At 60.2% G+C, this 26,905-nt stretch carries 26 protein-coding genes and 1 pseudogene; 15 read left to right on the forward strand and 12 right to left on the reverse strand.

All coding sequences use genetic code 11. From position 1 onward, the window contains the following. Window positions 1-347 precede the first annotated feature (347 nt). Window positions 348-860, forward strand: a complete 513-nt coding sequence (locus BN77_RS16440) for a DUF992 domain-containing protein (protein WP_007533892.1) — start codon at window positions 348-350, stop codon at window positions 858-860. 58 nt (window positions 861-918) lie between these two features. Next, window positions 919-1,251, forward strand: coding sequence for a hypothetical protein (locus tag BN77_RS16445; protein WP_007533894.1), 333 nt, complete (start codon window positions 919-921; stop codon window positions 1,249-1,251). A gap of 162 nt (window positions 1,252-1,413) precedes the next feature. Here the strand turns inward: BN77_RS16445 and BN77_RS16450 are convergent, their stop codons facing one another. Further along, window positions 1,414-2,556, reverse strand: a complete 1,143-nt coding sequence (locus BN77_RS16450; protein ID WP_007533896.1) for an alpha-hydroxy acid oxidase — start codon at window positions 2,554-2,556, stop codon at window positions 1,414-1,416. Window positions 2,557-2,632: 76 nt separating this feature from the next. Beyond that, complete coding sequence (locus BN77_RS16455) at window positions 2,633-3,601, reverse strand: quinone oxidoreductase family protein (RefSeq protein ID WP_007533898.1); 969 nt, start codon at window positions 3,599-3,601, stop codon at window positions 2,633-2,635. A 94-nt stretch (window positions 3,602-3,695) separates the two neighbouring features. Here BN77_RS16455 and BN77_RS16460 point away from each other — a divergent pair, with 94 nt between their 5' ends. Continuing rightward, entirely contained in the window at window positions 3,696-4,580 is an 885-nt protein-coding gene (locus BN77_RS16460) for a LysR family transcriptional regulator (protein WP_007533900.1), read from the forward strand. Window positions 4,581-4,684: 104 nt separating this feature from the next. Here BN77_RS16460 and BN77_RS35870 read toward each other — a convergent pair. The 4 genes and pseudogenes from BN77_RS35870 to BN77_RS16475 form a co-directional block, all read right to left on the reverse strand. Next, window positions 4,685-4,753 (reverse strand): annotated as a pseudogene (locus tag BN77_RS35870) (hypothetical protein); the annotation flags it as partial. 170 nt (window positions 4,754-4,923) lie between these two features. Further along, complete coding sequence (gene guaD, locus BN77_RS16465) at window positions 4,924-6,231, reverse strand: guanine deaminase (protein ID WP_007533902.1); 1,308 nt, start codon at window positions 6,229-6,231, stop codon at window positions 4,924-4,926. A gap of 36 nt (window positions 6,232-6,267) precedes the next feature. Beyond that, entirely contained in the window at window positions 6,268-6,699 is a 432-nt protein-coding gene (locus BN77_RS16470; protein ID WP_007533905.1) for a COG3650 family protein, read from the reverse strand. After that, window positions 6,696-7,934: a urate hydroxylase PuuD gene (locus BN77_RS16475; protein WP_007533907.1), complete on the reverse strand. Its 1,239-nt coding sequence runs from the start codon at window positions 7,932-7,934 to the stop codon at window positions 6,696-6,698. The genes BN77_RS16470 and BN77_RS16475 overlap by 4 nt, the downstream gene beginning before the upstream one ends. 789 nt (window positions 7,935-8,723) lie before the next feature. On the opposite strand from BN77_RS16475, the gene BN77_RS16490 reads away from it, so the two are divergent. Next, window positions 8,724-9,056 (forward strand): hypothetical protein, encoded by a 333-nt coding sequence (locus BN77_RS16490; protein WP_007533911.1) that lies wholly within the window; start codon window positions 8,724-8,726, stop codon window positions 9,054-9,056. Here the strand turns inward: BN77_RS16490 and BN77_RS16495 are convergent. Next, window positions 9,053-9,958, reverse strand: coding sequence for a LysR substrate-binding domain-containing protein (locus tag BN77_RS16495; RefSeq protein ID WP_007533913.1), 906 nt, complete (start codon window positions 9,956-9,958; stop codon window positions 9,053-9,055). The genes BN77_RS16490 and BN77_RS16495 overlap by 4 nt on opposite strands. Before the next feature lie 101 nt (window positions 9,959-10,059). Between BN77_RS16495 and BN77_RS16500 the strand changes: the two genes are divergently transcribed. Next, window positions 10,060-10,263, forward strand: coding sequence for a hypothetical protein (locus BN77_RS16500; protein WP_007533915.1), 204 nt, complete (start codon window positions 10,060-10,062; stop codon window positions 10,261-10,263). 45 nt (window positions 10,264-10,308) lie between these two features. On the opposite strand, the gene xdhB is transcribed toward BN77_RS16500, so the two are convergent. The 3 genes from xdhB to BN77_RS16515 are packed head-to-tail and all read right to left on the reverse strand — an operon-like array spanning window position 10,309 to window position 14,925. Further along, window positions 10,309-12,648 carry a xanthine dehydrogenase molybdopterin binding subunit gene (xdhB, locus tag BN77_RS16505; RefSeq protein ID WP_007533917.1) on the reverse strand — a complete coding sequence of 780 codons (2,340 nt, stop codon included), beginning with the start codon at window positions 12,646-12,648 and terminating at the stop codon, window positions 10,309-10,311. Continuing rightward, a complete protein-coding gene (gene xdhA, locus BN77_RS16510; protein ID WP_007533918.1) occupies window positions 12,648-14,114 on the reverse strand; it encodes a xanthine dehydrogenase small subunit in 1,467 nt (488 codons plus the stop codon). Before xdhA ends, xdhB begins: the two co-directional genes overlap by 1 nt. Before the next feature lie 34 nt (window positions 14,115-14,148). Continuing rightward, window positions 14,149-14,925: a 3-hydroxybutyrate dehydrogenase gene (locus tag BN77_RS16515; protein WP_007533920.1), complete on the reverse strand. Its 777-nt coding sequence runs from the start codon at window positions 14,923-14,925 to the stop codon at window positions 14,149-14,151. A gap of 176 nt (window positions 14,926-15,101) precedes the next feature. Between BN77_RS16515 and glpK the strand changes: the two genes are divergently transcribed. From glpK to map, 8 genes are all read left to right on the forward strand, one after another. After that, on the forward strand, window positions 15,102-16,595 hold the full coding sequence (gene glpK, locus BN77_RS16520) for a glycerol kinase GlpK (RefSeq protein ID WP_007533922.1): 1,494 nt from the start codon (window positions 15,102-15,104) through the stop codon (window positions 16,593-16,595). A gap of 164 nt (window positions 16,596-16,759) precedes the next feature. After that, window positions 16,760-17,701 (forward strand): MYG1 family protein, encoded by a 942-nt coding sequence (locus BN77_RS16525; protein WP_040677851.1) that lies wholly within the window; start codon window positions 16,760-16,762, stop codon window positions 17,699-17,701. Window positions 17,702-17,882: 181 nt separating this feature from the next. Beyond that, on the forward strand, window positions 17,883-18,257 hold the full coding sequence (locus tag BN77_RS16530; protein WP_007533926.1) for a YciI family protein: 375 nt from the start codon (window positions 17,883-17,885) through the stop codon (window positions 18,255-18,257). Beyond that, window positions 18,254-19,513 (forward strand): RNA polymerase sigma factor, encoded by a 1,260-nt coding sequence (locus BN77_RS16535; RefSeq protein ID WP_007533929.1) that lies wholly within the window; start codon window positions 18,254-18,256, stop codon window positions 19,511-19,513. The genes BN77_RS16530 and BN77_RS16535 overlap by 4 nt, the downstream gene beginning before the upstream one ends. Window positions 19,514-19,615: 102 nt before the next feature. Beyond that, entirely contained in the window at window positions 19,616-20,083 is a 468-nt protein-coding gene (locus BN77_RS16540) for an SRPBCC family protein (RefSeq protein WP_007533931.1), read from the forward strand. A 29-nt stretch (window positions 20,084-20,112) separates the two neighbouring features. Then, on the forward strand, window positions 20,113-20,529 hold the full coding sequence (locus BN77_RS16545; RefSeq protein WP_007533933.1) for a DoxX family protein: 417 nt from the start codon (window positions 20,113-20,115) through the stop codon (window positions 20,527-20,529). A gap of 151 nt (window positions 20,530-20,680) precedes the next feature. Beyond that, entirely contained in the window at window positions 20,681-21,763 is a 1,083-nt protein-coding gene (locus BN77_RS16550) for an LLM class flavin-dependent oxidoreductase (protein WP_007533935.1), read from the forward strand. A gap of 85 nt (window positions 21,764-21,848) precedes the next feature. Continuing rightward, window positions 21,849-22,607 carry a type I methionyl aminopeptidase gene (gene map / locus BN77_RS16555; protein ID WP_007533937.1) on the forward strand — a complete coding sequence of 253 codons (759 nt, stop codon included), beginning with the start codon at window positions 21,849-21,851 and terminating at the stop codon, window positions 22,605-22,607. A 4-nt stretch (window positions 22,608-22,611) separates the two neighbouring features. Here the strand turns inward: map and BN77_RS16560 are convergent, their stop codons facing one another. After that, entirely contained in the window at window positions 22,612-23,181 is a 570-nt protein-coding gene (locus BN77_RS16560; RefSeq protein ID WP_040677298.1) for a PadR family transcriptional regulator, read from the reverse strand. Window positions 23,182-23,309: 128 nt separating this feature from the next. Here BN77_RS16560 and BN77_RS16565 point away from each other — a divergent pair, with 128 nt between their 5' ends. Together BN77_RS16565 and bacA are read left to right on the forward strand one after the other, a co-directional pair. Next, entirely contained in the window at window positions 23,310-24,515 is a 1,206-nt protein-coding gene (locus BN77_RS16565; RefSeq protein ID WP_007533941.1) for a YbfB/YjiJ family MFS transporter, read from the forward strand. A 126-nt stretch (window positions 24,516-24,641) separates the two neighbouring features. Next, on the forward strand, window positions 24,642-25,907 hold the full coding sequence (bacA, locus tag BN77_RS16570) for a bacteroid development protein BacA (RefSeq protein WP_007533942.1): 1,266 nt from the start codon (window positions 24,642-24,644) through the stop codon (window positions 25,905-25,907). 222 nt (window positions 25,908-26,129) lie between these two features. Here bacA and BN77_RS16575 read toward each other — a convergent pair whose 3' ends face one another. Next, entirely contained in the window at window positions 26,130-26,696 is a 567-nt protein-coding gene (locus BN77_RS16575; RefSeq protein WP_007533944.1) for a DUF1062 domain-containing protein, read from the reverse strand. Window positions 26,697-26,905 lie beyond the last annotated feature (209 nt).

The raw sequence follows: 26,905 nt of genomic DNA on the forward strand, positions 1-26,905 counted from the left end.
CGGCCCGGCGGCCCCGAAGCCTGTGTCCAAGCGGTGTTCCGCTCCCACGCCATCCTTCCTGCCTTGATCTGTGATCGGCTTTCTACGGACGAGCAACGGGAGTTTCCCCATGGAGAGTACATTGGAGTTTCTCACAACTGGGAGTCCGGTCGTGAGTTTCACCGGCATTGGCCTGATGAGGTCGAGGCTCAGATCGTTTTGGGAGAGTCTTAGACCTCGTGCGAAGGTGAATGCTGTCGCCGAGCGCTTTGCTTTCACATAACGCTAACGGATTGTTCGCCTGCCGTCGGTTTGAACGAACAGTGGTCAAGCGCGTTTCTTGCTGGGACGAACAGAGGAGAAACCCGATGAAGAGTGTTCTGATCATTGCAGCAGCAGCCAGCCTTGGCTTGTTACCCGTGGCAAATGCGGCCTCTCACAAAGAAGGCAAGCATCAACAAGTCGCCGCAACCGAACCAAAGGAGCGTCTTGGTACGCTTTCCTGCGAAGTTTCTGGCGGGATGGGAATGATTATTGGATCAAGCAAAGCCGTAACCTGTAACTTCAAGCAACGTACCGGCAAGGTCGAGCGATACACCGGCACGATTGGAAAGTTGGGTGTGGATGTCGGCGTTACTGGTAAGTCTTATCTAAGCTGGGTCGTTGTAAATACTGCACCAACGCGGGTGGGAGAGGGAGCGCTTGCTGGAACGTATGTGGGCGCATCGGCCGGGGCATCCGTGGGTTTGGGTTTAGGGGCGAATGCTTTGGTTGGGGGCAATGCTAAGAACTATGCTTTGCAACCGCTCAGCGGAGAAACAGGAACGGGTCTCAATGTAGCTGCGGGCGTGTCCCGTCTGAACCTCAGAGCTGTGCGATAAGCAGGAAATTGGCGGCGGACGTAGCTTCGCCGCCAATTTCGTCGCTCGGCGCTAGCTCTTGCTCACGGTGTTTGTGTTCGAGGCCCGCTACGATCCTACCGCATCCAAATATTTCAACCGGCAAAATATGTTTGCCATTTTCTCTGTTGCGGTGCACAATCCTCTCTTCGTTGAAAGGTATACGGCCTTGAGGATTTGCATCTATAAATCGGATGAAGTGCCTCATATCACGCTGTTACTGCGGGAAGGGGCGCCCTTGCCCTCAACTGCGAAGAGCCAGAAATGGCGGCCCTTCAAAGCTGTGGCGCGAGAAGAGGTCCGAGCGGACCTTTTGAAAAGGATCGACCTCGGCAATGGCCACGTGTTTGTCCAGCTGGACGCTTCCCAGTAGGTTATATACGCCGCGACTGCCTAAGTGGGCTCAGGCTATTGTTGCGACATCCAACCTTTTGAAACACCTGAGATTCAAAACCGTGCCATCAATGACCCGGCCATCATGACAGCGATCCCGGGATTCGTGACTCTTTTGAGCAGACAGACTGCTGACTTTTTCTTACTGACGGCCGAGCAGGATCGACGCATTGACGTCCTTGATGTCGCGCTTGCCGCAGAGCGCCATGGTGACATCCATTTCCTTGCGCAGGATGTTGAGCGCGAGCGTGACGCCTTCCTTGCCCATGGCACCTAAGCCATAGAGGAAGGGGCGGCCGATATAGGTGCCCTTGGCGCCGAGAGCGATCGCCTTCAGCACGTCCTGGCCGGAGCGGATGCCGCCGTCCAGATGCACTTCAATCTTGTGACCGACGGCATCGACGATTGGCTCGAGCATGCTGATCGACGAGGGGGCGCCGTCGAGCTGGCGGCCGCCATGGTTGGAGACGATGATGGCGTCGGCGCCGGTTTCGGCGGCGGATTTGGCGTCCTCGACGTCGCAGATTCCCTTGATGATCAGCGGGCCACCCCATTGTTCCTTGATCCAGGCGACATCGGCCCAAGAGAGCTGCGGGTCGAACTGCTCGGCGGTCCAGGAAGAGAGCGAGGAAAGATCGGAAACGTTCTTTGCGTGGCCGACGATGTTGCCGAAGGTACGGCGCTTCGTCTGCAGCATGTCCAGGCACCAGAAAGGACGTGTCGCCATCTGCCAGATATGCTTCGGAGTGAACTTCGGTGGTGCGGAAAGGCCGTTGCGCAGGTCCTTATGGCGCTGGCCGAGGATCTGCAGATCGGCGGTCAGGACCAGGGCCGAGCACTTCGCCGCCTTCGCGCGGTTGATCAGGTTCAGCACGAAGTCCTTGTCGCGCATCACGTAGAGCTGGAACCAGAAGGGCTTCGTGGTGACGGACGCGACATCTTCGATCGAGCAGATGCTCATCGTCGATAGCGTGAATGGAACGCCAAATTCTTCGGCGGCGCGGGCCGCCAGCATTTCGCCGTCCGCGTGCTGCATGCCGGTCATCCCGGTCGGGGCGAGGGCCACCGGCATCGAAACCTTCTGGCCGATCATCGTCGTCTCCAGCGTGCGGTTCGTCATGTCGACGAGCACGCGCTGGCGCAGCTTGATCTTAGCAAAATCGCTCTCGTTGGCCTGGTAGGTCGACTCGGTCCAGGCGCCGGAATCCGCATAGTCAAAAAACATCTTGGGGACGCGGCGCTGGGCGAGGCTTTTCAGGTCGGCGATCGTGAGAGGATTGGCCATGGATAGGACTTTCAGATCTGAATAACGCCATGGCCCTTAACATGATTTTCGAGGCTTTGTGTATCTCTTTCGTCACCTATGGAACGAGAATCAGGCTGCCAGCGGCGCGCCCTTCTTCGAGATATCGCTGCGCTTCTGCAGCCTCCTCAAGAGGGTACTCACTGGCAATGGTTGCGGTGATGCCGCAAGCCAGCATCTTGACCACGGCTTCCGCCGCCGTCAGGTACGCCGGGGCGTCCGCAATATAGGCCATGATGCTTGGATGCGTCAGCCATTTGCCGGGGCGAAGATCATCGACCGAGACAGGCGGGATCGGTCCGCCGGCCTGTCCGATCGTCGCGACGACACCGAACGGACGGACCGACTGGATGGACTTTGCCAGCATGCCGGAGCCTATGCCGTCGTAGGCGACATCGACGCCGCTGTTGCCTGTCCGCGCCTTGACCGCGGCTACGACATCCGCGTTGCGGCCGACGATCAGATGGTCGGCACCGTGTCTGCGCGCGAGATCGGCCTTCTCCTCCGAACTCACGGTTCCGATCACCGTGGCGCCGAGGTGCTTTGCCCATCGCACGAGAATGCTTCCAAGCCCCCCACCGGCAGCGTGGATGAGAACGGTGGTTCCGGGCTCGACGCAATAGGTCTTCGTCAGCAGCATGTAGGCCGTCAGCCCTTTCAGCATGGACGCGGCCGCGACCTTTGAAGATACGCCATCGGGCAGGCGCACGGCGCGGGCCGCTGGTAGGAGCCGCGTCGCGGCATAGGCGCCGACCGGCGCGCCGGCATAGACGACGCGATCGCCGGGTTTCAGGTCCGTGACTGCGCTTCCGATAGCTTCGATAATACCGGCGCCTTCCACGCCGAGCACGGCGGGATAGGCCGGCAGGGCGTAGAGCCCGCGCCGGTGGTAGATATCGAGGAAATTCATGCCGATCGCGTCGTGGCGTATGCGGATCTCGCTTGCGCCGGGTTCCTGCGGGACCCGTCCCGAAACCTCCAAGTTGTCGATGCCGCCGGGTGCGAGAAGCGTAACGATCTTATCCATCTGTGCTCTCCGATTGCTGTTGCGGACATAATCGCGCATGGCCTTTTGTTCGAAAATTCCCTATTACGTCGCATTGAATGGGAAAATATGAACAATGATCGATTGGGAAAGCCTTCGCTATTTCGCGGCGCTCGCACGCTCCGGAACATTGCTCGGGGCCGCTCGCGCCCTTGGCGTGGAGCATGCGACGGTTGCCCGCCGGGTTGCCGGGCTCGAGGAGCAGATGGCCGTGAAGCTGGTTGACCGGCGCGGTCGCCGCATCGTGCTGACGCCGGAGGGCGAGCGGGTGGCCAAAATGGCGGAGCGGATGGAGCAGGAGGCGCAAGCGGTCGAACGACTGGGGCTTGCCGCCGGCGCAACGGTTGCCGGAGAGGTGCGGATCAGCGCGCCACCGACACTTGCGGCCGCGATACTGCCGGCGGCCCTCGTCGCTTTGCGAGCACGGCACCCGGATATCTGCATCACTATCGTCGGCGAGACGCGCTACGCCTCGCTCGACAGGCGAGAGGCGGATGTTGCTGTCCGCATGACGAAGCCGGAACAGGGCAATTTCGTCATCAGCAAGCTTGGAGAAGTCGCCTTCGGCTTTTATGCCACGGCTGCCTATCTGGCGGCGACGCCGGAGGCGCAGAGAACCTTCATTGCCTATGATGAAACGATGGCGAGCGCGCCGCAGTCGATCCGGCTTGCCGAGGCGACTGAGGGCAGAAAGGTGACGCTGAGGGCAACGACGCTGGAATTCCAGCTGGCCGCGGCGCGTGCAAGTGGCGGCATCGCCATGCTGCCGAATTTCATGCTGGCTGGCGTTGATGATCTCGTCGAGGCGATCCCGCAGCGGCAGCCTCTGACACGGGAGCTCTGGCTGGTCGTGCATTCCGACATTCGCACCGTACCGATCATCCGGGTTGTCATGGACGCGCTGAAATCGGTCTCCTGGGCGGGCAAGCCGTTGCCGACTTTACCGCAGACGATAGCGTAGATGGACGACGTCGCCCTCGAGCTCCTGAAACGAGCGACAGGCTCCTTGCCGGCGCGAGCGCGGTCGAAGAACATCGGCATGGTCTTGCTGCCTTCGGCAAGGGGCAGGATAAGCAGGCTGATCTCGTCGATGAGCCCCGAAGAGAGGAGGCTGCCGTTTATAGAGCCGCCCACCTTCGAGCAAAACCGCTCAATGCCGAAGTCTGCACGGAGGCGTTCCAGAGCCGGAGCAACAGCCTTTTTCGGGGCTCGGTCTGACCGGAAGCGCCGGTGGGGCAGCCTCTGTCCTATGGACGGCTCGTTCGCGTGCTTGAGGATTGGTGCGGGCCGACGTGTGGCGGATCTCAGATCGCGCTTTTGGCCGCAACGCCTGCCACGTAAGTCTCCACGATCGCGCGGTCGTCGCCCATGGTCTGCAGCAGGAACAGCTCTTCCGGCAGCGTCTTCACGACCTCCATCTTCAGCGCCATGGCGGGTGTCGCGGCGGCGTTGAGGACGACGATATCTGCGTCGGAACCGACATCGAGCGTACCGATGCGGTCGGCAAGCGACAGCGACCGGGCATTGCCCAGTGTCATGCAATAGTAGCTCTCAAGCGGGTTCAGCCGTTCGCCGAGCAGTTGCTGGATCTTGTAGGCCTCGTCCATGGTGCGCAGCATCGAATAGCTGGAGCCGCCGCCGATATCGGTGGCGACGCCGATACGCACCGGCTTTTGGCGGCGGGCGAGCGACTTCAGCGGGAAGATTCCGGAGCCAAGGAAAAGATTAGAGGTCGGGCAGTGGACGGCGACAGAGCCTGCCTCGCTCATCGCATCGGCTTCGCGGTCCGAAAGATGGATGCAGTGGCCGAAGAGCGTCTTGTCGCCGAGCAGTCCGTAGCGGGCATAGATATCGGTATAGTCGATAGCCTCGGGATAGAGCTCGCAGGTGAACGTGATCTCGTCGTGGTTCTCGGATAGATGTGTCTGGATGTGCAGGTCGGGAAACTCGCGGGCAAGCGCCTGCGTGGCCTCCATCTGCGCCGGCGTCGAGGTAATCGCGAAACGCGGGGTGATGGCGACGTGGTTGCGGCCCTTGCCATGCCACTCGGAAATGATCTGGCGGGTTTCGTCATAGCCCATCTGCGGCGTATCGAGCAGGCCCTGCGGGGCATTGCGATCCATCATCACCTTGCCGCCGACCATGCGCATGTTGCGTTTCAGCGCTTCGGCGAAGAAGGCATCGGCTGAGGTCTTGTGGACGGAGCAATAGGCAACTGCCGTTGTCGTGCCGTGGCGCACGAGCTCGTCATAGAAATGCCCGGCGATCCGCTGTGCGTGATCGCTTTCGACGAAGCGGCACTCCTCGGGGAAAGTGTAGGTGTTCAGCCATTCCAGCAGGTTTGCCGCATAGGAGGCGATGACCTGCATCTGCGGGAAGTGCAGGTGCATATCGATGAAACCCGGCATGATCAGATGCGGACGATGATCGACGCTCCGGGCATCGGCAGGGGCTTGCGCACTGACTTTGTCGTAGGCACCGCAGGCGATGATCAGGCCGTCCTTGATCAACAAGCCGCCGTCGCTTTCATAAAGATAGCTTCTGGTATCGCCAAGATCTTGCGGCGCACGCAGGAAGGAGAGGAGGCGGCCGCGGAGAAGGGTGTGTGTCATGGCTTTCAGCCTCTCGATTGTCTTGCGCCGTTCGAGTCAGGGCGCTGGCTGGGCGGCGATGGCCGCCGGAGTGTCGGCGCAGCCGTACATGGTCTTGTCGGCGAATACCAGAACCGCGTTCAGCGTGTAGTGGCGATCGGACATGCCGTCTGAGCAATTGCCTTTCGTTAGCGTAAGCTTGAGGGGCGTTGGTCCGTCAACGATCGTCCAGGTGGCGCGATCCTGCGCGATGACCGGGCCGGGGTTAGCGATCTTGACATCCTCTGCTCCCGGGCGGCTGAAGGTGAGGCCGTCGGTTCGTATCTTGATCGCCCAGAAGGGCTCCGTGCCGAGCGCGTTGAGATCGCCCGCAAAATCGACTGCGGGTGCTGTCGGGCTGCCCTTCGCTGTCGTTGCGTCCGCGGCACTCTGGCCGCATACGATCAGAGTGGACGCAAGGAGCATGAGGCGAATGGCGGCTGACATCATTCCTGTTTGCCTGCGATTGCGCTTTGGAACCAGGCGACGAGTAGCTTGCGCTCATCTGGGGTGATATCAGTCACGTTGCCGGGCGGCATGGCGTGGCTGCGGCCCGCCTGTATATAGATCTCGCGCGCATGAGCGGCAATTTCCGCGTCGGTTTCAAGAAGGACGTTCTTCGGCGGTCGCGCCAGCCCCTCATAGACAGGCTCGGCGGCATGGCACATTGAACAGCGCGTACCGACAAGCTGCTTGACCGCGTGGAAATGCGCGTCGGCGGCGAATTGCTGGAAGGCCGGAGCAACTGCCTGTGTATCCTTCTCGCCCGTCAGCACTTTGGGCACGGTGGACAGCCACATGATCAGGATGAACAGGATGACTGTGACGATCCAGGTCCAGGTCGGGCGGCCCTTGCGGGCATGCGTCGTGTTAAACCAATGGCGGATTGTGACGCCCATCAGAAAAACTAAGGCGGCGATCACCCAGTTATAGGCGGTGCCGAAAGCCAGCGGATAGTGGTTCGACAGCATGAAGAAGATGACGGGCAGCGTGAGATAGTTGTTGTGGAGCGAACGCTGCTTGGCGATCGCGCCGTATTTCGCATCGGGGGTGCGCCCGGCAATCAGGTCGGCGACCACGATCTTCTGGTTCGGGATGATGATCATGAAAACGTTCGCCGACATGATCGTTGCCGTAAAAGCACCGAGATGCAGGAAGGCGGCGCGGCCGGTGAAGAGCTGCGTATAGCCCCAGCCCATGAAGACGATCACGGCGTAGAGCACCACCATCAAGCCCCAGGTGTTCTTGCCGAGCGGCGATTTGCACAGGAGGTCGTAGACGATCCAGCCGACAGCGAGCGAGGCAAGCGAGATCAGGATCGCCGCCGGCGCGCTGATGTCGAGCACATGACTGTCGATGAGGAACAGGTCGGCGCCGCCATAGTATACGATACAGAGCATCAGAAAACCCGAGAGCCAGGTAAAATAGCTCTCGTATTTGAACCAGGTCAGGTGCTCCGGCATCTGCGCCGGGGCCACCAGATACTTCTGGATATGATAGAAGCCGCCGCCGTGAACCTGCCACTCCTCGCCATAAGCGCCGGGTGGAAGATGCGGCCGCTTCACCAGGCCGAGGTCGAGCGCAATGAAATAAAAAGACGAGCCGATCCAGGCAATGGCGGTAATGACGTGGAACCAGCGGGCCGCAAAGGCCAACCATTCCCACGCGATGGCATATTCATACATTGAGTTCCCCTGTTCTTCCTCCGATTCAACACCATGCAAAATGTTTGGGCCGGAGGAAAGGGATAAGGCCGTCGCCCGGCGCAGTTGCCTTGAACAAGATTGAGGCAACAGCGGTAACGAATTTTTGAAAACGCGCCGCAGGCATTGTCCCGCACACTCGCTTGGCTGAGAGCCGACAGGAGCTCAAACGTCGACTATGCCTTGATTTCACCGTCGGCAAGTCGGTCGCGCTTGCTGAAGCGCGGTATGCTCAACACGTTCACGCTACCGCCGCTGATCGACAATACCGCCGAGCAGCCTTCGTCCCCTGGCATCCAATTGCGCTCTAGCGTCGCGCTTATCCTGTCTCGCCCTTCAAATGTGAACGAAACCTTTTCTTGGTAGGGCTGCAATATGCAAACCATATCAACGCCCTCTTCGAGGCTGTCGAGCCTTCGGACTTCGCCGGCCTCAATCGCGCTCAGATCGTCTGTCTGAAGCGTGCGTTACTGCGCAACAGGCGAGAGCGGCATCAGGAGAATACAGGCGAAGCCAACATATCGACGCTTTTGCATTGGATGCTCCGTTATCGGCGATGGTTCGCGATCGTCGAGCCGGCCTTGCAGGCTGTCGCTCGGCAGGCAGGCAGGATGGTAAGGCGCCTTCGACCGTGCAGTCCGTCGACGCCGCCGGGAGCACGGAAAGTGGCTTGAAATGTAACGGTTCGATTACAATTTGATTTTTGAGGCCGCCCGGATGAGGTGGAAACCGCTTCATTCTGGCGAGCATTCATCAACGGAGAAGATGCCAATGCGCAGCATTCTTATGTGTGTGATGATTGCTTTCGCGTCCTGTGTGCAGGCCCATGATGCGCCCGCGGGTTGGAGCTATGAGCCCTTCTGTTGCAACGGCGATAGCGAAACCGGGGACTGCCAAATGATCCCGCCGAAAAGCGTGGCGATTACTCCCCACGGTTATCGGGTGACGCTGCTGCCGGGCGATCACCGCCTTGTCACGCACGCGCATGTCTTCCTGCTTCCGATCGGTAAGGCTATGCGTTCCGGTGACGGTGACTACCATCTTTGCCTCTTCCCGAACGAGGATACGCCGCGTTGTTTTTACGCTCCGCAGATGGATTATTAGCTGCCGCTCGTCGCGGCGACGTTCATTTCCTCGAGAATCCAGTTTCGGAATGCTTTTATCTTAGGGACGTTGCGACGGCTCTCCGGATAGGCAAGCCAGTAGCCGCGGCCATCGGTGCATTGAAGGTCGAACGGGCGGATCAACTTTCCGCTCGCAAGCTCTTCCGGATAGAAGTCAGGAGTGAGGATTGCGACGCCCTGTCCGGCGACGGCAGCTGCCGCCTCATAGGCCTGGGCACCATAAGAACTCGTGCTTCTCTTCTCCTGGTTCGGGACTGATACGCCAGCCGCTTCGAGCCATTGGTGCCACCAAGGATCGGTCGGATCGAAAATCCGAAGCTTAAGGAGATCGGCGGGCTCATGAACGCCGCCGATGCTTTCTGCAAGTGCCGGGCTCAGCATAGGCGTGAAATAGACGTTCATCAGTTTGTCCGCACGCAGGCCGGGCCACTCACCCATGCCTGAACGTATGCCGACATCGACTGCTTCGCGGCCGAAATCGACCAGCGAGTCCGAGGTGCTGAGCCGTACGGCGATATTCGGATTGGCGAGCTGAAAATTGCCGAGCCTGCGCGCAAGCCATTGCGACGCGAATGTCGCCAGGCAGGTGATCTGGAGTGTCACCTCTGTTTCGCCACGCGCCTCGGCCATGGCGACTTGCAGCATTTCGAAGGCTTCGCTGACCTGCGGCGCCAGTCGTTCTCCGGTTTCGGTCAGTCGGATGTGGCGCGGGCGACGCAGGAACAGCGGCTCGCCTACATTCTCCTCCAACAGCTTTATCTGGTAGCTCACGGCCGTCTGAGTCATGCCGAGCTCTTCACCTGCACGCGTGAAGCTGCCGTGCCGCGCCACCGCCTCAAAGGTTCGCAATGCATTCAACGGAAACTGCTTCGACAGTTTCATGGATAATTTCTCCTTATGGCTACCGATAATCGTTCGATTGGAATTCCAGCATTTATCGGCGCAACCTGCAACCTCATAGATCAGATTATCGAGGTGACGTGATGGATTGCGCCGTTATCGAACAGGAGAGCCAGGTAAGGGCCGTCGGGACTTTCCATTGGTTCTCAGGCCTTGGCCGCAGACTGCTGCGGCGGCTTTCGCAATGGGACAGGCTGGAGCTCGAGGGCATGCCAGATCGCATCAAGCGCGACCTCGGCTTTCTGGACGGGCAAGAGCCCCGTTACGACAGAGAGTTCTGGCAGTAGTCCCGGAAATCGGGCGGGGCAGCACCTGCGGGTGCTGTCTTCACATCATACCTTCTTCATCCGTTCCACAGCCATCAACACGCGCTCGGGGGTTGCCGGCGCGTCGAGCCGGGGGCAGGCCTTGTAGTTCGCAACGCTGGCGATAGCCATCGAAATCGCTTCCAGCACCGAGATCGCCAGCATGAACGGCGGTTCGCCGACGGCCTTGGACCGTCCGATCGTGTGTTCGGCATTCTCCGACCACTCAGCCAGCTGAACGTTGAAGATCTTCGGGCGATCGGAGGCGAGGGGGATCTTGTAGGTTGAAGGTGCGTGAGTGCGCAACCGGCCTTTGTCATCCCACCAGAGCTCTTCTGTCGTCAGCCATCCGATGCCCTGTACGAATGCCCCTTCGACCTGACCGAGATCGATTGCCGGGTTCAGCGAGCGACCGACATCGTGCAGAATATCGGTGCGTTCGATCATGTATTCGCCGGTTAGCGTATCGATCGATACTTCCGAACAGGCGGCCCCGTACGAGTAGTAGTAGAACGGTGTCCCGCGGCCGGCGGCGCGATCCCAATGAATCTTGGGCGTCTTGTAGAAGCCCGCGGCGGAAAGCTGGACGCGGGCGAAATAGGCCTGCTTGATGAAATCGGGGAAGGCAAACTCCTTATCGCCAACTCGCACGCGGTTCGGCAAGAAGACAACATCCGTCGGCGGCACGCCCCACTTTTCGGCGGCAAAAGCAACCAGCCGTTCCTTGATCTGCCGGGCAGCATCGTAAGCCGCCATGCCGTTCAGATCCGATCCTGATGATGCCGCGGTGGCCGAGGTGTTGGGGACCTTGCCGGTCGTCGTGGCCGTGATCTTCACGCGCTCGATGTCGACCTGGAAGCTGTCGGCCAGCACCTGCGCCACCTTGGTGTAAAGACCCTGGCCCATCTCCGTGCCGCCATGATTGAGGTGGATCGAGCCGTCCTGATAAACATGAACGAGGGCGCCTGCCTGGTTGAAGGCGGTCATGGTGAAGGAGATGCCGAACTTCACCGGTGTTAGTGCGATGCCCTTGCGGATGTAACGGTTGTTGCGATTGAACTCGACGATTGCGTTGCGGCGCGCCTGATAGTCAGCGCTTTCCTCAAGTTCGTCGACGATGCGGGCAATGATGTTGCCCTCGACCTCCTGATGATAGGGGGTGAGCGTGCGACCGGAGCCTGGCTGTCCGTAGAAATTCAGCTTGCGGATCTCGAGTGGATCCTTGTCGACGGCATAGGCAATTTCTTCGATGAAACGTTCCGCACCGAGCATGCCTTGCGGGCCGCCAAAGCCGCGGAACGCGGTGTTCGAGACGGTGTGCGTCTTCAGCGGCTTCGATGCGAGGTGAACATGTGGGTAGAAGTAGCTGGAATCTGCATGGAAGAGTGCGCGATCTGTGACAGGCCCCGATAGATCGGACGAGAAGCCGCAGCGTGCAGCGTATGTGGCATCGACCGCTTGGATGCGCCCATCTTCGTCGAAGCCCAGTTCGTAATCGACAAGAAAATCGTGGCGCTTGCCGGTTGCTGCCATGTCCTCGTCGCGGTCCGGTCGGAACTTGATCGCACGCTTCAGCTTCTTGGCTGCGATTGCAGCAAGGGCTGCAAACTGATTGCCCTGCGTTTCCTTGCCGCCGAAGCCGCCGCCCATGCGGCGGACATTCACCGTCACCGCGTTCGACGGAATATCGAGGACGTGGCCGACGATGTGCTGAATTTCGCTCGGATGCTGGGTCGATGACCAGAGGGTAACCTCATCGTCTTCGCCGGGGATCGCCATGGCGATATGGCCTTCGAGATAGAAATGCTCCTGTCCGCCGATGCGCATCTGGCTCTTCAGACGCCGCGGCGCGTTTTCCATTTCCGCCTTCGGATCGCCGCGTTGCAGGGTCATAGGCGCAATGACAAGTGGGCTGCCGTTGGCGAGCGCGCCATCGATGTCGCTCCAGTGCGGCAGATCGCGATATTCGATCCTCGCCTTGCGGGCCGCCCGCCGGGCGATTTCGCGCGTTTCGGCAATGACGGCGAAGATCGGCTGATTGTGAAATTCGACCTTCTTTTCGGCGAGCAGCGGTTCGTCATGGCTGCCATTCGAACTGACATCGTTTATCCCAGGCACGTCCTTGCCGGTGAACACCCATACAACGCCCGGCGTCGCCTTGACCTCGGAAAGGTCCATGCTGACGATCTCGGCGTGGGCGCGATCGGACAACCCGAGTGCGCCGTGCAGAAGGCCGACAGGCTCCGGCAGGTCGTCGATGTAGTCGGCAGAGCCGGTCACGTGCTTGTGCGCGGAATCGTGGCGCTGCGCGTCGTGCATGGCGCCATTGATGATGAATTTCGGATCGGCGAAACTCGACTTGTCCATTATGCCACCTCTTCGAAGCGGTGGAGTTCGGCCGGCGCGCCGGATGTTTCCAGGAAGAAGCGCGTCAGCAGATTTTTGGCCGTCAGCTGGCGATATTCGGCCGTTGCGCGCCAGTCTGTCAGCGGTTGAAAGTCGGCGTCGAATTCTGCCCGCACCGCCTCGATGGTCTGTTCGGTCCAGGGTTTGCCCATCAGCGCGTTCTCGACGTGGCGCGCGCGCTTCGGTGTTGCTGCCATGCCGCCGAAGGCGATCCGGATGTCGTTGACGTCGCCTTCGTCGTCCAGCGTGAGATAGAATGCTCCGAGAACCGCGGTGATGTCCTCATCACGGCGCTTGGTGACTTTGTAGACGGCAAATTGCGTGTCCTTTGCGGGATAGGGCACGAAGATGCTCTCTACGAATTCACCGGGGCGGCGATCCTGCCTGCCGTAGGCAATGAAGAAGTCCTCGAGCCGCAGCATGCGGGCTCCTTCCAGAGACCGCAGGGTCACGGTGGCGCCAAGGGCGATCAAGGGGGGTGGCATGTCGCCGATCGGCGAGCCATTGGCGATATTGCCGCCGATCGTGCCCATGTTGCGCACCTGATCCCCGCCGATACGGTTGATGAGACGGCCAAGCGTCGGCACCTTGTTGGCGATGGTTTCGAAGGCGCGGCTGTAGGTAACGCCTGCGCCGATCGTGAAGCCGCCTTCGCCAGCGGTAATTGATTGCAGATCGGTCAGATGGTTTATGAAGACGACCGGGGTCAAACTGCGCATCTGCTTGGTTACCCATAGCCCGACATCGGTCGATCCCGCGATGATCGTGGCGTCCGGCTCTTCGGCAAGCACACGCGCCAGAGCGTCCAGCGATCCCGGCAGGACCAGACGGCCCTGCGTCGTGGTGATCGAAATGGTCTCACTGTTGCGCATCGCCCAGAGGCGCGAGATGATTTCGGAGCGGGTCTTCTCGAGCGGGTCGAAGAGCGCGCTCGGACGAGTGTGACTGACCTGCTCGGCGGCTTTGACGATCGGCTCATAGCCGGTGCAACGACAGAGATTGCCTTGCAGCGCCTTTTCGATATCGGCGCGGCTCGGCCTGTCGTTAGAAAGCCAAAGACCGTACATCGACATAACGAAACCCGGCGTGCAGAACCCACACTGCGAACCGTGGCAATCGACCATTGCTTGCTGCACCGGATGCAACGTGCCGTCTTTGGCCGCCAGATGTTCGATGGTGACGACATGGGTAGCGTTCAGCGATCCCATGAAACGGATGCAGGCATTGACAGGCTCGTAGTGCAGCTTGCCGTCGATCAGCCGTCCGACGAGGACGGTGCAGGCGCCACAATCGCCTTCCGCGCATCCTTCCTTCGTGCCGGTCAGCCGGCGCTTCAACCTGAGATAATCGAGAAGCGTCTCGGTCGGCCAGACATCGCCAAGCGTGACGTCCTCGCCATTCAGGATGAAGCGGATGCTGTCGGTCATATCGTTCCCAGGGTCTTATCGTTGTTTTGAATGGTTATGCCGCAGTCCAGCCACCGTCAATCGAGATATGGGCGCCTGTCACCTGCCGGGCTTCCTCGCCTGCGAGATAAAGGGCGAGCGTCCCAATCTCTTCCGCCTTGACGAATTCGCGCGTCGGCTGGGCCTTGAGGATCACCTCGGTCTTGACCTGCTCCTCGGTCATGCCGCGTGCCTTCGCCGTATCCGGTATCTGTTTCTCGACGAGCGGCGTCAGCACATAGCCTGGGCAGATCGCGTTCACAGTCACGCCAAATTCGGCAAGTTCGAGTGCCGCAGTCTTCGTCAGTCCTAATATACCATGCTTTGCCGCGACATAGGCGGATTTGAACGGCGACGCGACCAGACCGTGCGCGGAGGCTATGTTGATGATGCGGCCCTGCTTCTTCGCCTTCATCAGCGGAATAGCCGCGCGCATCGTGTGAAACGAACTGGAGAGGTTGATCGCTATGATCTGGTCCCACTTTTCGATCGGGAAATCCTCGATCTTCTCGACATGCTGAATGCCGGCATTGTTGACCAGCACATCCACGCTGCCGAAGGTTCTGGCGGCTGTCTCGATCAGATCCGCGATTTCAGCCGGCTTCGTCATGTCAGCGGGATGATGGATCACCTTCGCCTTAGAGACCGATTCAAGATTCTCGATGATCGCCTTGATGTCCTCGGGCTTCCCGAAGCCATTGATAACGATGTTGTCGCCCTTGCCGGCAAAGGCTGTCGCGATGGCAAGCCCGATGCCGCTGGTAGATCCGGTAACGACGACTGTTCTGGCCATACTCTTCTCCTCAAGCCATTTTTGCGACGCAATAGAGGTGAGGTTATGCGCAAAGCATCGCTGCTGGCAATTGCGCTGACGCCAAATCTCCTGTGTCGAAGAGGGCTGGGTTCTTTCCTCGCTCGCCCTCCTGTCCTATTGATTTCTCCCGACAATCATGATCAGCGGGGGACGGCATGAGCGGATATGTTCTGGCAATCGATCAGGGGACGACCTCGACACGGGCGATCGTCTTCGACGGCGACATGCAGATCGCTGGTGCAGGCCAGAAGGAGTTCCGCCAGATCTATCCGCGATCCGGTTGGGTCGAGCACGATCCGGAGGAAATCTGGGATTCCGTCATCTCGACGATCAAGATGGCGATCCGCGAGGCGAAGATCGAGGCGAAGGACATTGCAGCGCTCGGGATTACCAATCAACGTGAGACTGTCGTCGTCTGGGAACGCGAGAGCGGCAAACCAATCCACAACGCGATCGTCTGGCAGGATCGCCGTACGGCAAGCTATTGCGACAAGCTGAAGCGCCAGGATCTCGAAAGGACCTTCACCAGGAAAACCGGCCTTCTTCTCGATCCATATTTCTCCGGCACCAAGCTTTCGTGGCTGCTCGCCAACGTCAAGGGCGCGCGGGCGCGTGCCGCCAAGGGAGAATTGTGCTTCGGGACGGTCGATACCTTCCTAATCTGGCGGCTGACCGGGGGCAAGGTGTTTGCGACCGATGCGACGAATGCTTCCCGCACGCTGATGTACAACATTGCGGACAATAGGTGGGACGAGGATTTGCTTGAGATCCTGCGTATTCCGGCCGCGATGCTGCCCGAGGTGAAGGACTGCGCCGACGATTTCGGCGTTACCGAGAACGCAATACTTGACGCAAAGATCCCGATCCTCGGCGTTGCCGGCGATCAGCATGCCGCGACCATCGGGCAGGCCTGCTTCGAACCCGGCATGATGAAGTCGACCTACGGCACCGGTTGCTTTGCGCTCCTCAACACCGGCAGCGACATGGTTCGCTCGAAGAACCGCCTTTTGACGACGATCGCCTATCGGATGAACGGCGAGACCACCTATGCGCTCGAGGGCTCGATCTTCATCGCGGGCGCTGCCGTGCAATGGCTTCGCGACGGGCTTGGCATCATCGATACGGCCTCGCGCACCGGGGAACTCGCCGATGCCGCCGACCCGACGCAGGACGTTTATCTGGTTCCCGCCTTCACCGGCCTTGGCGCCCCGCATTGGGATGCGAATGCCCGCGGCGCGATCTTTGGCCTGACGCGCAATAGCGGCCGCAACGAGTTCGCCCGTGCCGCGCTTGAAGCGGTCTGCTTCCAGTCCCGCGATCTGCTCGATGCCATGCACAAGGATTGGAAGGGCGGCGTCGAGAGCACCGTTCTTCGCGTTGATGGTGGCATGGTTGCCTCCGATTGGACGATGCAGCGACTTGCCGACCTCCTCGACGCGCCGGTCGATCGGCCCGCTATCCTCGAAACCACAGCCCTTGGCGCTGCATGGCTTGCCGGCAGCCGGGCCGGCGCCTGGCCGGACCGTGCAGAGTTTGCCAAGAGTTGGAAGCGCAACCGGCGGTTCGAGCCAGGCATGGACGAGAAGACGCGCACCGCAAAGCTCAAAGGGTGGCGCAGCGCCGTCAAGCGCACGCTTGCCGATGTTTGACGCCCGGCATTCCTGCGAGAGGTGGCAGATTTGGTGGCGCCGATGTGGGCGCTGGCGGTTTTCCACCGCGGATTTGGCCCGATGACGGGTTGAGATGGTCGCCAGCAACAGTTATGTGCTGCCCACCGCAAGCGGCTCGCGCAAACAACAAGGCACACCCTGGCATGACTCCTAATTTCCTCGTCACCCATTCCGGTGGCTTCCATGCCGATGAAGTCCTGTCGAGCGTCATCCTGACGCGGCTCTTTCCGGCAGCTCGCCTGACCCGCAGCCGGGCGCCGGAATGGATCAAACCGGGCGCTGATCGCATCATCTACGACGTCGGCGGCGAATATGATGCTTCCAGGCGCATCTTCGACCATCATCAGCGTGGTGCGCCGCTGCGCGAGGATGGGCAGCCTTACAGCTCGTTCGGCCTGATCTGGAAGCACTACGGCCGCGACTACTTAGTTGCCACGGGCGTTCCCGAAGTCCACGTCGAGGCATTGCACGCCTCGTTCGACGCCGCCTTCGTGCTGGCGATCGATCTGACGGACAATGGTGCCCTCAGCCCATCGGGGCCGCTGGCAGGGCTGACCTTGCCGGTCTTGCTGGAGACCTTGAAACCGGTATTCGACGATACCGATCCAAATGCCGACGATCGCAGGTTTCAGGATGCAGTGGCGATCGCCCGCAGTTTCGTCGAGGCGAAGATCGCCCAAGGCGCCGCAAAATTGCGGGCCGAAGCTCTTGTCCTGCAGGCCATCGAGCGCACCGGGCCGGCGCGGGTCCTCGAGCTTCCGATGGGGATGCCTTTCCGTCCCGCGATCGTGAAGGCAGGCGCCGATCATCTGCTCTTTGTCGTTCACCCGCGCGAAAGGGATTGGTGTGTGACCGGCATTCGCCGTGGGGACGAGGGGTTTGAGCTTCGCGCGGATCTGCCGGCTGCCTGGGCCGGCCTTACCAATCACGATCTGGAGGCTGTGTGCGGCGTCGAAGGCGCAACGTTCTGCCACAACGGTCGTTTCGTCGCTGCCGCAAAGACTCGCGAGGCCGCATTGGCGATGGCGGAGTTGGCGCTAGAGGAGGCCGTTGCCGTCGGCTTGGTCAAAACGGATCGGAACTGAGGTAGCGTAACGCTTCCAAGGCTTGGGCCGCGGCGTACGCGCCGCCTGCTTGGTCGCAAACGAGCGCGCCATTCCTGGCTCTTGGCGAAAGCGCAGCATCTCCTTCTGCACGCTACATTTTTTTGCTGCGTCCTGTCGGATGTCGCGTTACTCCTTCGTCATTCAGGAAGAGGAGTAAGACATGCTTTATGCAATCCTTTGTTATGCCAATGAAGAGACCGTGTTCTCCTGGACCAAGGAGGAAGAGGACGCCGTGATGGCGAAGCTCTACGCGGTCCAAGCGCCACTGGCAGAGCGTGGCAAGCTTGGCCCTGTCGGACGGCTGATGCCGACGACGGCGGCGACCACCGTGCGCAAGGGCAAGGAGGAACCGCTCGTTCTCGACGGTCCCTTCGCGGAAACGAAGGAAGCGCTTCTCGGTTTCTACGTGGTTGATTTCGATAATTTGGAGGAGGCCGTTTCCTTCTCGAAGGAGCTTTCCGCCGTTAATCCCGGTTCCACCTCATATGAAATTCGGCCGTTCTACGTGTTCCGGCCGGGAGACCCTTCGACATGACAGACATTGCCTGGATCGACATGACGCTTGCCTCGGCCCGACCGAAGGCGCTTGGCGCGCTGCTAAGATACTTCCGCGATCTTGATATCGCGGAAGAGGCCTTTCAGGAGGCCTGCCTGCGCGCCATCCGCACCTGGCCGGACAAGGGGCCGCCGCGCGATCCGACGGCATGGCTGATCTTCGTCGGTCGCAACAGCGGCATCGACGCCGTACGCAAGCGCTCGAAGACGCAGGCGCTTCCGGATGAGGAACTGATTTCCGATACCAGCGACACCGAAAGCGACATTGCCGAACGGTTGGACGATTCCCACTATCGCGACGATATCCTGCGGCTGCTCTTCATCTGCTGCCATCCGGATCTGCCGGCGACGCAGCAGATCGCACTGGCACTGCGCATCGTCTCGGGCCTTACGGTGCAGCAGATCGCTCGTGCCTTCCTCGTCGGCGAAAGCGCGATGGAGCAGAGAATAACGCGGGCCAAGGCGCGGGTTGCCAAGGCAGGTGTGCCATTCGAGACACCCGGTGCGCAGGAACGCGCCGAGCGGCTCTCGATCGTCAGCACGATGATCTACCTGATCTTCAATGAGGGCTACAGCCAGGCCGATCCGAAGCACGAGGCCTGCGCCTTCAGCGACGAGGCGATCCGGCTTGCGCGGCTTTTGCTGCGCATCTTTCCCGGTGAGCCGGAGCTGATGGGGCTGCTTGCGCTGATGCTGCTGCAGATTTCGCGGCGCCAGGCCCGCTTCAATGGTGAAAACGATATCGTGCTGCTCGAGGATCAGGATCGTTCGCTGTGGAACCGCGAGCTGATAAACGAGGCCCTGGCGCTGCTCGACAAGGCAATCCGTCATCGCCAGCCCGGACCCTACCAGCTGCAGGCGGCAATCGCGGCACTGCATTCGCGCGCCAAGCGCGCCGAAGATACCGATTGGGAAGAGATCGAGCTGCTTTATCGGGCGCTGGAGCGTGTGCAGCCTTCGCCGGTCATTACGCTCAACCGTGCCGTCGCCATCTCCAAACTCAAGGGGCCGGAGGTGGCGCTGGCGCTCGTCGAAACGCTTGGCGAGAAGCTCGACGGCTATTTCTACTATCACGGTCTGCGTGGCGGCCTGCTGAAGCAACTCGGGCGCGCCCGTGAGGCGCATGAAGCCTTCGATCGCGCCATTGCGCTTGCTCACTCGGCAGCGGAAGCTGCGCATATCCGCCAGCAGATCGATAGCCTCGCCCATGGGCCTGCGCAGCCGGTCGCGAAATAATCTGCAAAAATATCCTTTGCGGGTTGTCGGAACCGGAAGACTTCCGACGTCCTTGTAACAACCTGATCAAAAACAGGTTTCGTTCAACAGGAGAACGCTGAAATGAATGAGGAAGCTCAACACGAACTGGTTCTCGTGCGCGAATTCGACGCCCCGCGCGAGAAGATTTTTAAGGCCTGGACCGATCCCGTTCTGATGAAGGAGTGGTTCGTTCCGCGTCCCTGGAGCATCGCGGAGGCCAAGCTCGACGTACGCCCGGGCGGCTCGAACCTCATTGTCATGCGCAGCCCCGAGGGCCAGGAGTTTCCGAATCGCGGCGTTTATCTGGAGATTGTCGAGAACGAAAAAATTGTTTTCACCGACGCCTTCACCAGCTCCTGGGTGCCGTCTGAAAAGCCGTTCTTCGTCGGCATCATCCTGCTCGAAGACCTCGGCAACGGCCGAACGAAATACACCGCCAAGGCCCGGCATTGGACGGCCGCCGACAAGGAGCAGCACGAGCAGATGGGCTTTCACGAAGGCTGGGGCAAATGCGCCGACCAGCTCGCCGAGCTGCTTGCGCGAATCTGAAATCGGAAACGAAATAAGGGGATAGGGATATGTCCGCAATTGTTGATTCAACTGCCCGGCTTCCGCGCTGGCAAACCCTTACCGGAACTGTCATGAGCTCGTTGATCGCAGCTTTCCTGGTTTTCGACGGAGCGATCAAGCTGGTGCCGATCGCGCCAGTCACAGAAACGATGACGGCGCTCGGCTACTCGGGCGATCCGATGCTTGCCCGCGGTCTCGGCATCGTGACACTCGCCTGCGCGCTACTCTATGCAATCCCGCGCACGTCAGTCCTCGGGGCGATCCTGCTCACAGCTCTGCTCGGCGGGGCGATCGCGACGCAGCTGCGCGTTGGCAGCCCGATCTTTTCGCATCTGTTGTTCGGCGTCTATCTCGGGCTGATTGCCTGGGGCGGTCTTTATCTGAGATATGAAGCCGTTCGAAAAGTGATTCCATTCAAGCCTTGAAGTCGTTGATATCAGAGGCAGAATTCCGCCGCGATCGCAAGTCGCGGCGGACTGCTTATCGAAATTCTCGAACGATCGGTTCCAGAATTTGTATTTGCGCTGATGTCGCTGCGTCCTTATCTCCATGTGTAGATTCAACGGGATGCGAGCCATGGAACTAGGCCTCTACACCTTTGCCGACGTGAACCCCAATCCGAGCCGAAGCAAGGGTGAGGAGGGGGCACAGCGCCTGAAGCATCTGCTCGAGGAAATCGAGCTCGCCGATCAGGTCGGGCTGGATGTCTTCGGATTGGGCGAGCATCACCGGCCGGATTATGCGGCGTCCGCTCCCGCCGTCGCGCTGGCTGCCGCTGCCGTCAAAACCAAGAACATCCGGCTGACCAGCGCGGTGACGGTCTTGAGTTCGGACGATCCGGTTCGGGTCTTCCAGCAGTTTGCGACCCTCGATCTGCTTTCTGGCGGACGAGCAGAAATCATGGCGGGACGAGGCTCGTTCATCGAGTCGTTTCCTCTCTTCGGCTACAATCTGGAGGACTACGACCAGCTGTTCGAGGAAAAGCTCGATTTGCTGATGGCGCTCCGCGATCAGGAAACCGTGACCTGGTCGGGCGAGCTGCGCGCGCCGATCAATGGGCGTGGTGTCTATCCTCGTCCGCTTCAGGACCCATTGCCTTTGTGGGTCGCCGTTGGCGGTACGCCGCAATCGGTTGCCCGGGCCGGTGCCATGGGACTGCCGGTGGCACTGGCGATCATTGGCGGCGAGCCACGCCGGTTCGCGCCGTTGTTCGATCTCTACCGCGAAGCTGCCGGCCGGGCGGGGCTGGAGGCTTCGACGCTGAAGACCAGCATCAACGTGCACGGTTTCATCGCAGATACCACGGATGCCGCGGCCGATCAGTTCTACGGGCCGCAGGCCGAGGTGATGAACCGGATTGGCCGCGAGCGAGGTTGGGGGCCAACCAACCGGGCACATTTCGACATGTCGCGCGGACCGAACGGCGCTCTCTTCGTTGGGGAACCGGAACTGGTGGCCGAGAAGATCATCGCGCATCACCGGCTGTTCAAGAACGACCGGTTTCTGCTGCAGATGGCGATCGGCCTGATGCCTCATGATCAAGTCATGCGCGGCATCGAGTTGTATGGCACGAAAGTCGCACCGATCGTTAGAAAGGCATTGACTGAAACGAGCGAAGAGGCGAAAGCCACCGCCGGAAGCTGGAGCATGATGCCGTAAAGGATGAATTGGATTCCGAACGCGGTCGTGCTCTCATCCTCATCGAGAGCCGGCCGACCGGCCGAAGAAGGCCGGGTAGAAATTCATGATCATTGAAAGCGAAGACGAACTCCTCAAGCTGAAGGAAATCGGCCGAATTTGCGCCAATGCCCTGCAGGTGATGAGCGCATCGCTCGAACCGGGCATCACGACCCTGGAGCTCGATCAGATCGGCCGCAAGGTGCTGGAAGATGCTGGTGCGCGCTCCGCGCCCGAACTTTGCTACCAGTTTCCGGGTGCGACCTGCATCAGCGTCAACGAGGAAATTGCCCACGGCATTCCGGGGCCGCGGGTCATTCATCCCGGAGATCTCGTCAATATCGACGTATCCGCGGAGAAGGACGGCTTCTTTTCCGACACCGGCGCGTCGTTCAGCCTTCCACCCCACAAGTCGAAGATCGAAAAGCTCTGCCGAGACGGCAAGAGGGCGTTGTGGGTTGGCCTCAATCAGGTGAAATCAGGAGAGCCGCTTGCCAAGATCGGCCAGGCCGTCGGCGCCTTTGCTCTGAAGAACCGCTATACCCTAGTCGCCAATCTGGCCAGCCACGGGATCGGCCGCTCGCTGCACGAGGAACCGGCCGAACTCTCGACCTGGCCGGATCCATCCGAGAAGCGGATGATAACGGAGGGCCTTGTCTTCACTGTCGAGCCGTTCCTTTCACTTGGCGCAACATGGGCCGAGGGAGGTGACGACGCCTGGACGCTCTACTCGGACCCGGAGGCTCCGACCGTGCAGTACGAGCACACGGTCGTCGCCACGCGAAATGGTCCGCTGATCCTGACATTGCCGGAAGGCGGCGCCTGAGGGGTCAATTGCCCGAACGTCCGCCGGCAAGGATTTCGCCTGCCGCGCGCTCCAGAATGCCGGCGATGCGCTTGGCCTCGTCCTTCGACCAGGGATAGCGCAGCCGAAGCGCGGATCTCAGCAGCATACGGGCTGCTGCGACCTCGCTCTTGTCTTCCGGGAAGACATCCTCGTCCCGATCGCTGGAGCGACTTTCGGGATCGAAAATCCTGCGCACATGCGCCATCTTCGCGCCGATCTTCTCCAGTTTTCCGAGCGTCATGTCGATCATCGACCGGTTCTCTTCGACAAGCCTTCGACCGCTTTCTGTGATGCGGTAGAGCTTCTTGGTGCCTTCGCTCTCGACGTCGGCAAGGCCGGTCTCTTCCAGATAGGTCAGCGCCGGATAGATCACGCCAGGGCTTGGAACATAAAAGCCGCCGGAGCGCTCTTCCAGCAGCTTGATAAGCTCGTAGCCATGGCGGGGTTGCTCCACCAAGAGGGCCAGGATCACCAGTTGCAGGTCGCCCGACGCAAACTTCCGCCCCATGCGAAAACCGCCGCCGCCCATCATTCCACCTCTAAAACCTCTCATAGGTCACTCCTTTGATGTATCGTTCACTATGTCGTAAAACATGTATCGTAAGATAATAACTTTCAAGGTGCACCGGCATGATTTCGTGCGATTGATCGATCGATCAGAAAATCTTGATTGTCGCCGCGATGCTGCAGCGCGATAAACACAATATGTTGGCACGCAATGAAACTCTCCCCGGAAACCTGTTCAAGACCGGGCTTGCAGGCGCGATCGCGATGGCCGCTGCCATGGGCTTCGGCCGCTTTTCCTACACCCCAATCCTGCCGAGCATGATGAGCGGCGTGCCTCTCTCGGCCGCCGATGCAGGCTTCATCGCCTCTGCGAACTTCGTTGGCTATCTCGTTGGCGCGGTTCTCGCCGCCTATGGCTGGGCAACCGGATGGGAGCGCAAAGTGGCGCTTCTTGCACTGGCGGCGACGGCGTTGCTCCTTGCGGCCATGGCAATGACGACATCCGTTCCAGCTTTTGCCGTCATTCGTTTCCTGGCAGGTGTTGCGAGCGCCTTTGCTCTCGTCTTCAGCTCGCAGATCGTGCTCAGCCACGGAGCCTTGGCCGGCAATGACCATGTTCAAGCGGCGCATTTCGGTGGCCCGGGCGCTGGCATCGCGCTCTCGTCTGTCATGGTTTTGCTGGTCGGGCTGCTCTTTGATGGAAGCGCAGGCGCCTGGCGGGCATCCTGGATCGGTGGGGCAATCTATTCGGCCGCCAGTCTGCTGGCGGTCTGGTGGTTGCTGCCCGAAGGTCCGGTAGCCTCGGCACAGCACGGTAAGGAACCGAAGATTGCCTGGAGCCTGCCTATGGTCCTCGTGACGGCATCTTACGGGCTTTTCGGCTTCGGCTACGTGATCACCGGCACGTTCTTGGTGACGATTGCGCGCATGGATGCCACCGGACCGACCGTTGAATTTCTAAGCTGGTTCATCGCTGGCCTGACGGCTTCGGTGGCGCTCTTTGCCTGGAAGCCGTTCGTCCGCCCGTTGGGACTGGGGCGGGTCTACGTGGCGGCGCTTCTCATCGAGGCCGTCGGCGTGCTGGCGACCGTTCTCTTGCCGCACTCGGTAGCGCCGCTTATCGGTGGCGCGCTGTTTGGAGCCACTTTCCTTGCAATCACCGCCTATGGTCTGCAGATCGGCCGCAAACTTTCTCCGGTCAGCCCACGGCGAATCCTTGCGACGATGACGGCAGCATTTGGCACCGGACAGATCATCGGCCCCATTGTCGCCGGCTGGATGGCTGAACGAACCGGCAGCTTCACGACGCCGACTTACGCCGCTGCTGGAGCGCTTTTGGTGTGCGCCATGCTGGTGATGCCGGTCGCCAGGAGGCTATGATAGTGCCTTACAAGTGCGTAACAATAGGATGAGCCCATTGCCGCCCATTACGAACTGCCGTAGTTTTCGCCGCAATTGGTCTGTTAGAGACTCCGAAAACTCCAGTTCAGGAAAGCAAGCTCTCTCGTGTTCGTATCCTATTTCCCCAAGCCTAGGATTTTCTTCATCTCAGCTGTCGCTTGGGCGCTTCTGGCCGTTCTCTTTTGGTATTTCGTGGGCTCCGACCTCGGTGCAGTCGTTGGTCTGCCGCCGTTGGCGGCCGGAGAGGAGGCCCCGATTGGTGTCTCAGTCTTCTGGTCGGCTCCGTTCCTTTGGTTCTATATCTACTATATCGTGGCGGTCGCACTCTTTGCCGGCTTCTGGTTCACCTACAGTCCGCACCGCTGGCAGATGTGGTCGGTACTCGGCTCGGCACTGATCATCTTCAATACCTATTTCTCGGTTCAGGTCAGTGTCGCCATCAATGCCTGGTACGGACCGTTCTATGATTTGATCCAGCAGGCGCTGGCAAAAACCGCGGCTGTTACCGCAGCGCAGCTCTATCTTGGCATGTTGGGCTTTGCCGGCATCGCCTTCGTGGCGATTACCGTCGGCGTGCTCAATCTCTTCTTCGTCAGCCACTGGATCTTCCGCTGGCGCACGGCGATGAACGAGTACTATATGTCGTACTGGCCGAAGCTTCGCCATATCGAAGGCGCCTCCCAGCGTGTTCAGGAAGACACGATGCGCTTCTCGTCCACCGTGGAAAGCCTCGGCGTCAGCCTCGTCAGCTCGGTCATGACGCTGATCGCCTTTCTGCCGGTGCTGTTCAAGATCGGCGCCAGCATCACCGAGCTGCCGCTGATCGGCGAGGTGCCGCATGCGCTCGTCTGGGCGGCACTCTTCTGGTCAATCTTCGGTACGGTCTTCCTTGGGCTGGTCGGCATCAAGCTGCCCGGCCTGGAGTTCCGCAACCAGCGCGTCGAAGCCTCCTACCGCAAGGAGCTCGTCTACGGCGAAGACCATGTCGACCGCGCGTCGCCGCCGACCGTTGCCGAACTCTTCGCGAATGTGCGCCGTAACTACTTCCGGCTCTATTTCCACTACATGTATTTCAACGTCGCGCGCATCTTCTATCTGCAGGCCGACAATCTCTTCAGCCTGATCGTCCTCGTGCCGTCGATCGTCGCCGGCAAGCTGACGCTCGGTCTGTTGACGCAGATCAACAATGTCTTCGATCAGGTGCGCGGCTCATTCCAGTATCTCGTCAACTCTTGGACGACGATCGTCGAGCTGTTGTCGATCTACAAGCGCCTGCGCACCTTCGAATCCGCGATCGAAGGCGAGCCGCTGCCCGATATTGATCAGCGGTATCTGGAACGGGAGGCGGGCATCATCCACGCCGACGGCTGAGGAAGGCGTAAGTCCGCCATTTTCGCTCATCCATCTGCTTTGGCCTTCTCCCGCCGACGGGAGAAGGCCGGGCGCTTTCCCTCCGGGTTCGCTTCGGCATGTTCCCTCTCTTGAGCAGGGGCAATCATGTTTCAGCTGCCAATTCACGGCAGAACCGGTTCGCGTCCGGCGGTCCCCACAGCCGCCGACAGAATGGCGATGGCATCCGTTTCTCCCGTAAGATCAAGGCAGATCCGCGTGCCGTCCTGCGGCGCTCTTCGCAGCACGTCCTTTCTCGCCGGATTGGCGGTAAGTCTGCCTTTCTCGTGCAGCGCTGACAGCCGCGATCGAGACAGCCGCAGTTCGCTCGCAAGCATCCAGCCGAAGGCTTGCCACGCCCGGCACCACAAGTCCAATTTCCAGCATCAAAGCTCGCTGAACGGTGCCGATCGTTTCTTTCACGACAGCGATCCCGGTGGATTGGTCGATGCGGCTCGCCTTGAGCCGAAGCCCTTGGAGATCGAAGGCATGAAACCGGATAAAGCCGGGGTCGTTCGTCTGCAACGCCTCAAGCGTGCCTGGGTCGATATCGCGCAGGTTTTGACGCTCGACGAGCGGCCTGTTCCACGTCTTGCCGCAGCTCGTGCATCTGTAGATGAGCCAGGCGTCGAGCTTCTTGCCGTTGGCATTCAGCCTGAGCTTGCCGCTCGATCTGAATGGCTTGGGCCCGCCACATCCGCTGCAGGCGATCCACGGCTCGGGTGCCATTCTAAGTATAATGGTCCAGCGGACCTGAAGAATAGGATACATGCCGTCTTGGCCTCCCGGTAAGGAAGTCCACCAAGGTGGCGAGAAAGCCCCGCGGGGCACGGCATGGCGATGTCTTTAGCGATGGAAGAGCTGGGACAGCGATCGCTGCGCGTGGCACATTCAACAAGGCCAGACCGGTCTCAGACCACCACCCGGTGAACACAATCATGCTGCCGAAAGCCAATGGCTCTCACGCTGCATGAGGGTGA

It is taken from the genome of Rhizobium mesoamericanum STM3625 (assembly GCF_000312665.1).
GTDB lineage: Bacteria > Pseudomonadota > Alphaproteobacteria > Rhizobiales > Rhizobiaceae > Rhizobium > Rhizobium mesoamericanum.

Bases quoted from the DNA above. Each gene is read 5' to 3' on its own strand.
- BN77_RS16540 (WP_007533931.1), top strand. From the start codon at position 19,616: ATGAATGAGGAAGCTCAACACGAACTGGTTCTCGTGCGCGAATTCGAC.
- BN77_RS16475 (WP_007533907.1), bottom strand. From the start codon at position 7,934: ATGTATGAATATGCCATCGCGTGGGAATGGTTGGCCTTTGCGGCCCGC.
- BN77_RS16495 (WP_007533913.1), bottom strand. From the start codon at position 9,958: ATGAAACTGTCGAAGCAGTTTCCGTTGAATGCATTGCGAACCTTTGAG.
- map (WP_007533937.1), top strand. From the start codon at position 21,849: ATGATCATTGAAAGCGAAGACGAACTCCTCAAGCTGAAGGAAATCGGC.
- BN77_RS16490 (WP_007533911.1), top strand. From the start codon at position 8,724: ATGCGCAGCATTCTTATGTGTGTGATGATTGCTTTCGCGTCCTGTGTG.
- BN77_RS16530 (WP_007533926.1), top strand. From the start codon at position 17,883: ATGCTTTATGCAATCCTTTGTTATGCCAATGAAGAGACCGTGTTCTCC.
- BN77_RS16575 (WP_007533944.1), bottom strand. From the start codon at position 26,696: ATGTATCCTATTCTTCAGGTCCGCTGGACCATTATACTTAGAATGGCA.
- BN77_RS16515 (WP_007533920.1), bottom strand. From the start codon at position 14,925: ATGGCCAGAACAGTCGTCGTTACCGGATCTACCAGCGGCATCGGGCTT.
- glpK (WP_007533922.1), top strand. From the start codon at position 15,102: ATGAGCGGATATGTTCTGGCAATCGATCAGGGGACGACCTCGACACGG.
- BN77_RS16460 (WP_007533900.1), top strand. From the start codon at position 3,696: ATGATCGATTGGGAAAGCCTTCGCTATTTCGCGGCGCTCGCACGCTCC.
- BN77_RS16565 (WP_007533941.1), top strand. From the start codon at position 23,310: ATGCTGCAGCGCGATAAACACAATATGTTGGCACGCAATGAAACTCTC.
- BN77_RS16560 (WP_040677298.1), bottom strand. From the start codon at position 23,181: ATGAGAGGTTTTAGAGGTGGAATGATGGGCGGCGGCGGTTTTCGCATG.
- BN77_RS16450 (WP_007533896.1), bottom strand. From the start codon at position 2,556: ATGGCCAATCCTCTCACGATCGCCGACCTGAAAAGCCTCGCCCAGCGC.
- BN77_RS16545 (WP_007533933.1), top strand. From the start codon at position 20,113: ATGTCCGCAATTGTTGATTCAACTGCCCGGCTTCCGCGCTGGCAAACC.
- BN77_RS16525 (WP_040677851.1), top strand. From the start codon at position 16,760: ATGACTCCTAATTTCCTCGTCACCCATTCCGGTGGCTTCCATGCCGAT.
- BN77_RS16500 (WP_007533915.1), top strand. From the start codon at position 10,060: ATGGATTGCGCCGTTATCGAACAGGAGAGCCAGGTAAGGGCCGTCGGG.
- BN77_RS16470 (WP_007533905.1), bottom strand. From the start codon at position 6,699: ATGATGTCAGCCGCCATTCGCCTCATGCTCCTTGCGTCCACTCTGATC.
- BN77_RS16440 (WP_007533892.1), top strand. From the start codon at position 348: ATGAAGAGTGTTCTGATCATTGCAGCAGCAGCCAGCCTTGGCTTGTTA.
- BN77_RS16455 (WP_007533898.1), bottom strand. From the start codon at position 3,601: ATGGATAAGATCGTTACGCTTCTCGCACCCGGCGGCATCGACAACTTG.
- BN77_RS16535 (WP_007533929.1), top strand. From the start codon at position 18,254: ATGACAGACATTGCCTGGATCGACATGACGCTTGCCTCGGCCCGACCG.
- BN77_RS16550 (WP_007533935.1), top strand. From the start codon at position 20,681: ATGGAACTAGGCCTCTACACCTTTGCCGACGTGAACCCCAATCCGAGC.
- xdhB (WP_007533917.1), bottom strand. From the start codon at position 12,648: ATGGACAAGTCGAGTTTCGCCGATCCGAAATTCATCATCAATGGCGCC.
- guaD (WP_007533902.1), bottom strand. From the start codon at position 6,231: ATGACACACACCCTTCTCCGCGGCCGCCTCCTCTCCTTCCTGCGTGCG.
- xdhA (WP_007533918.1), bottom strand. From the start codon at position 14,114: ATGACCGACAGCATCCGCTTCATCCTGAATGGCGAGGACGTCACGCTT.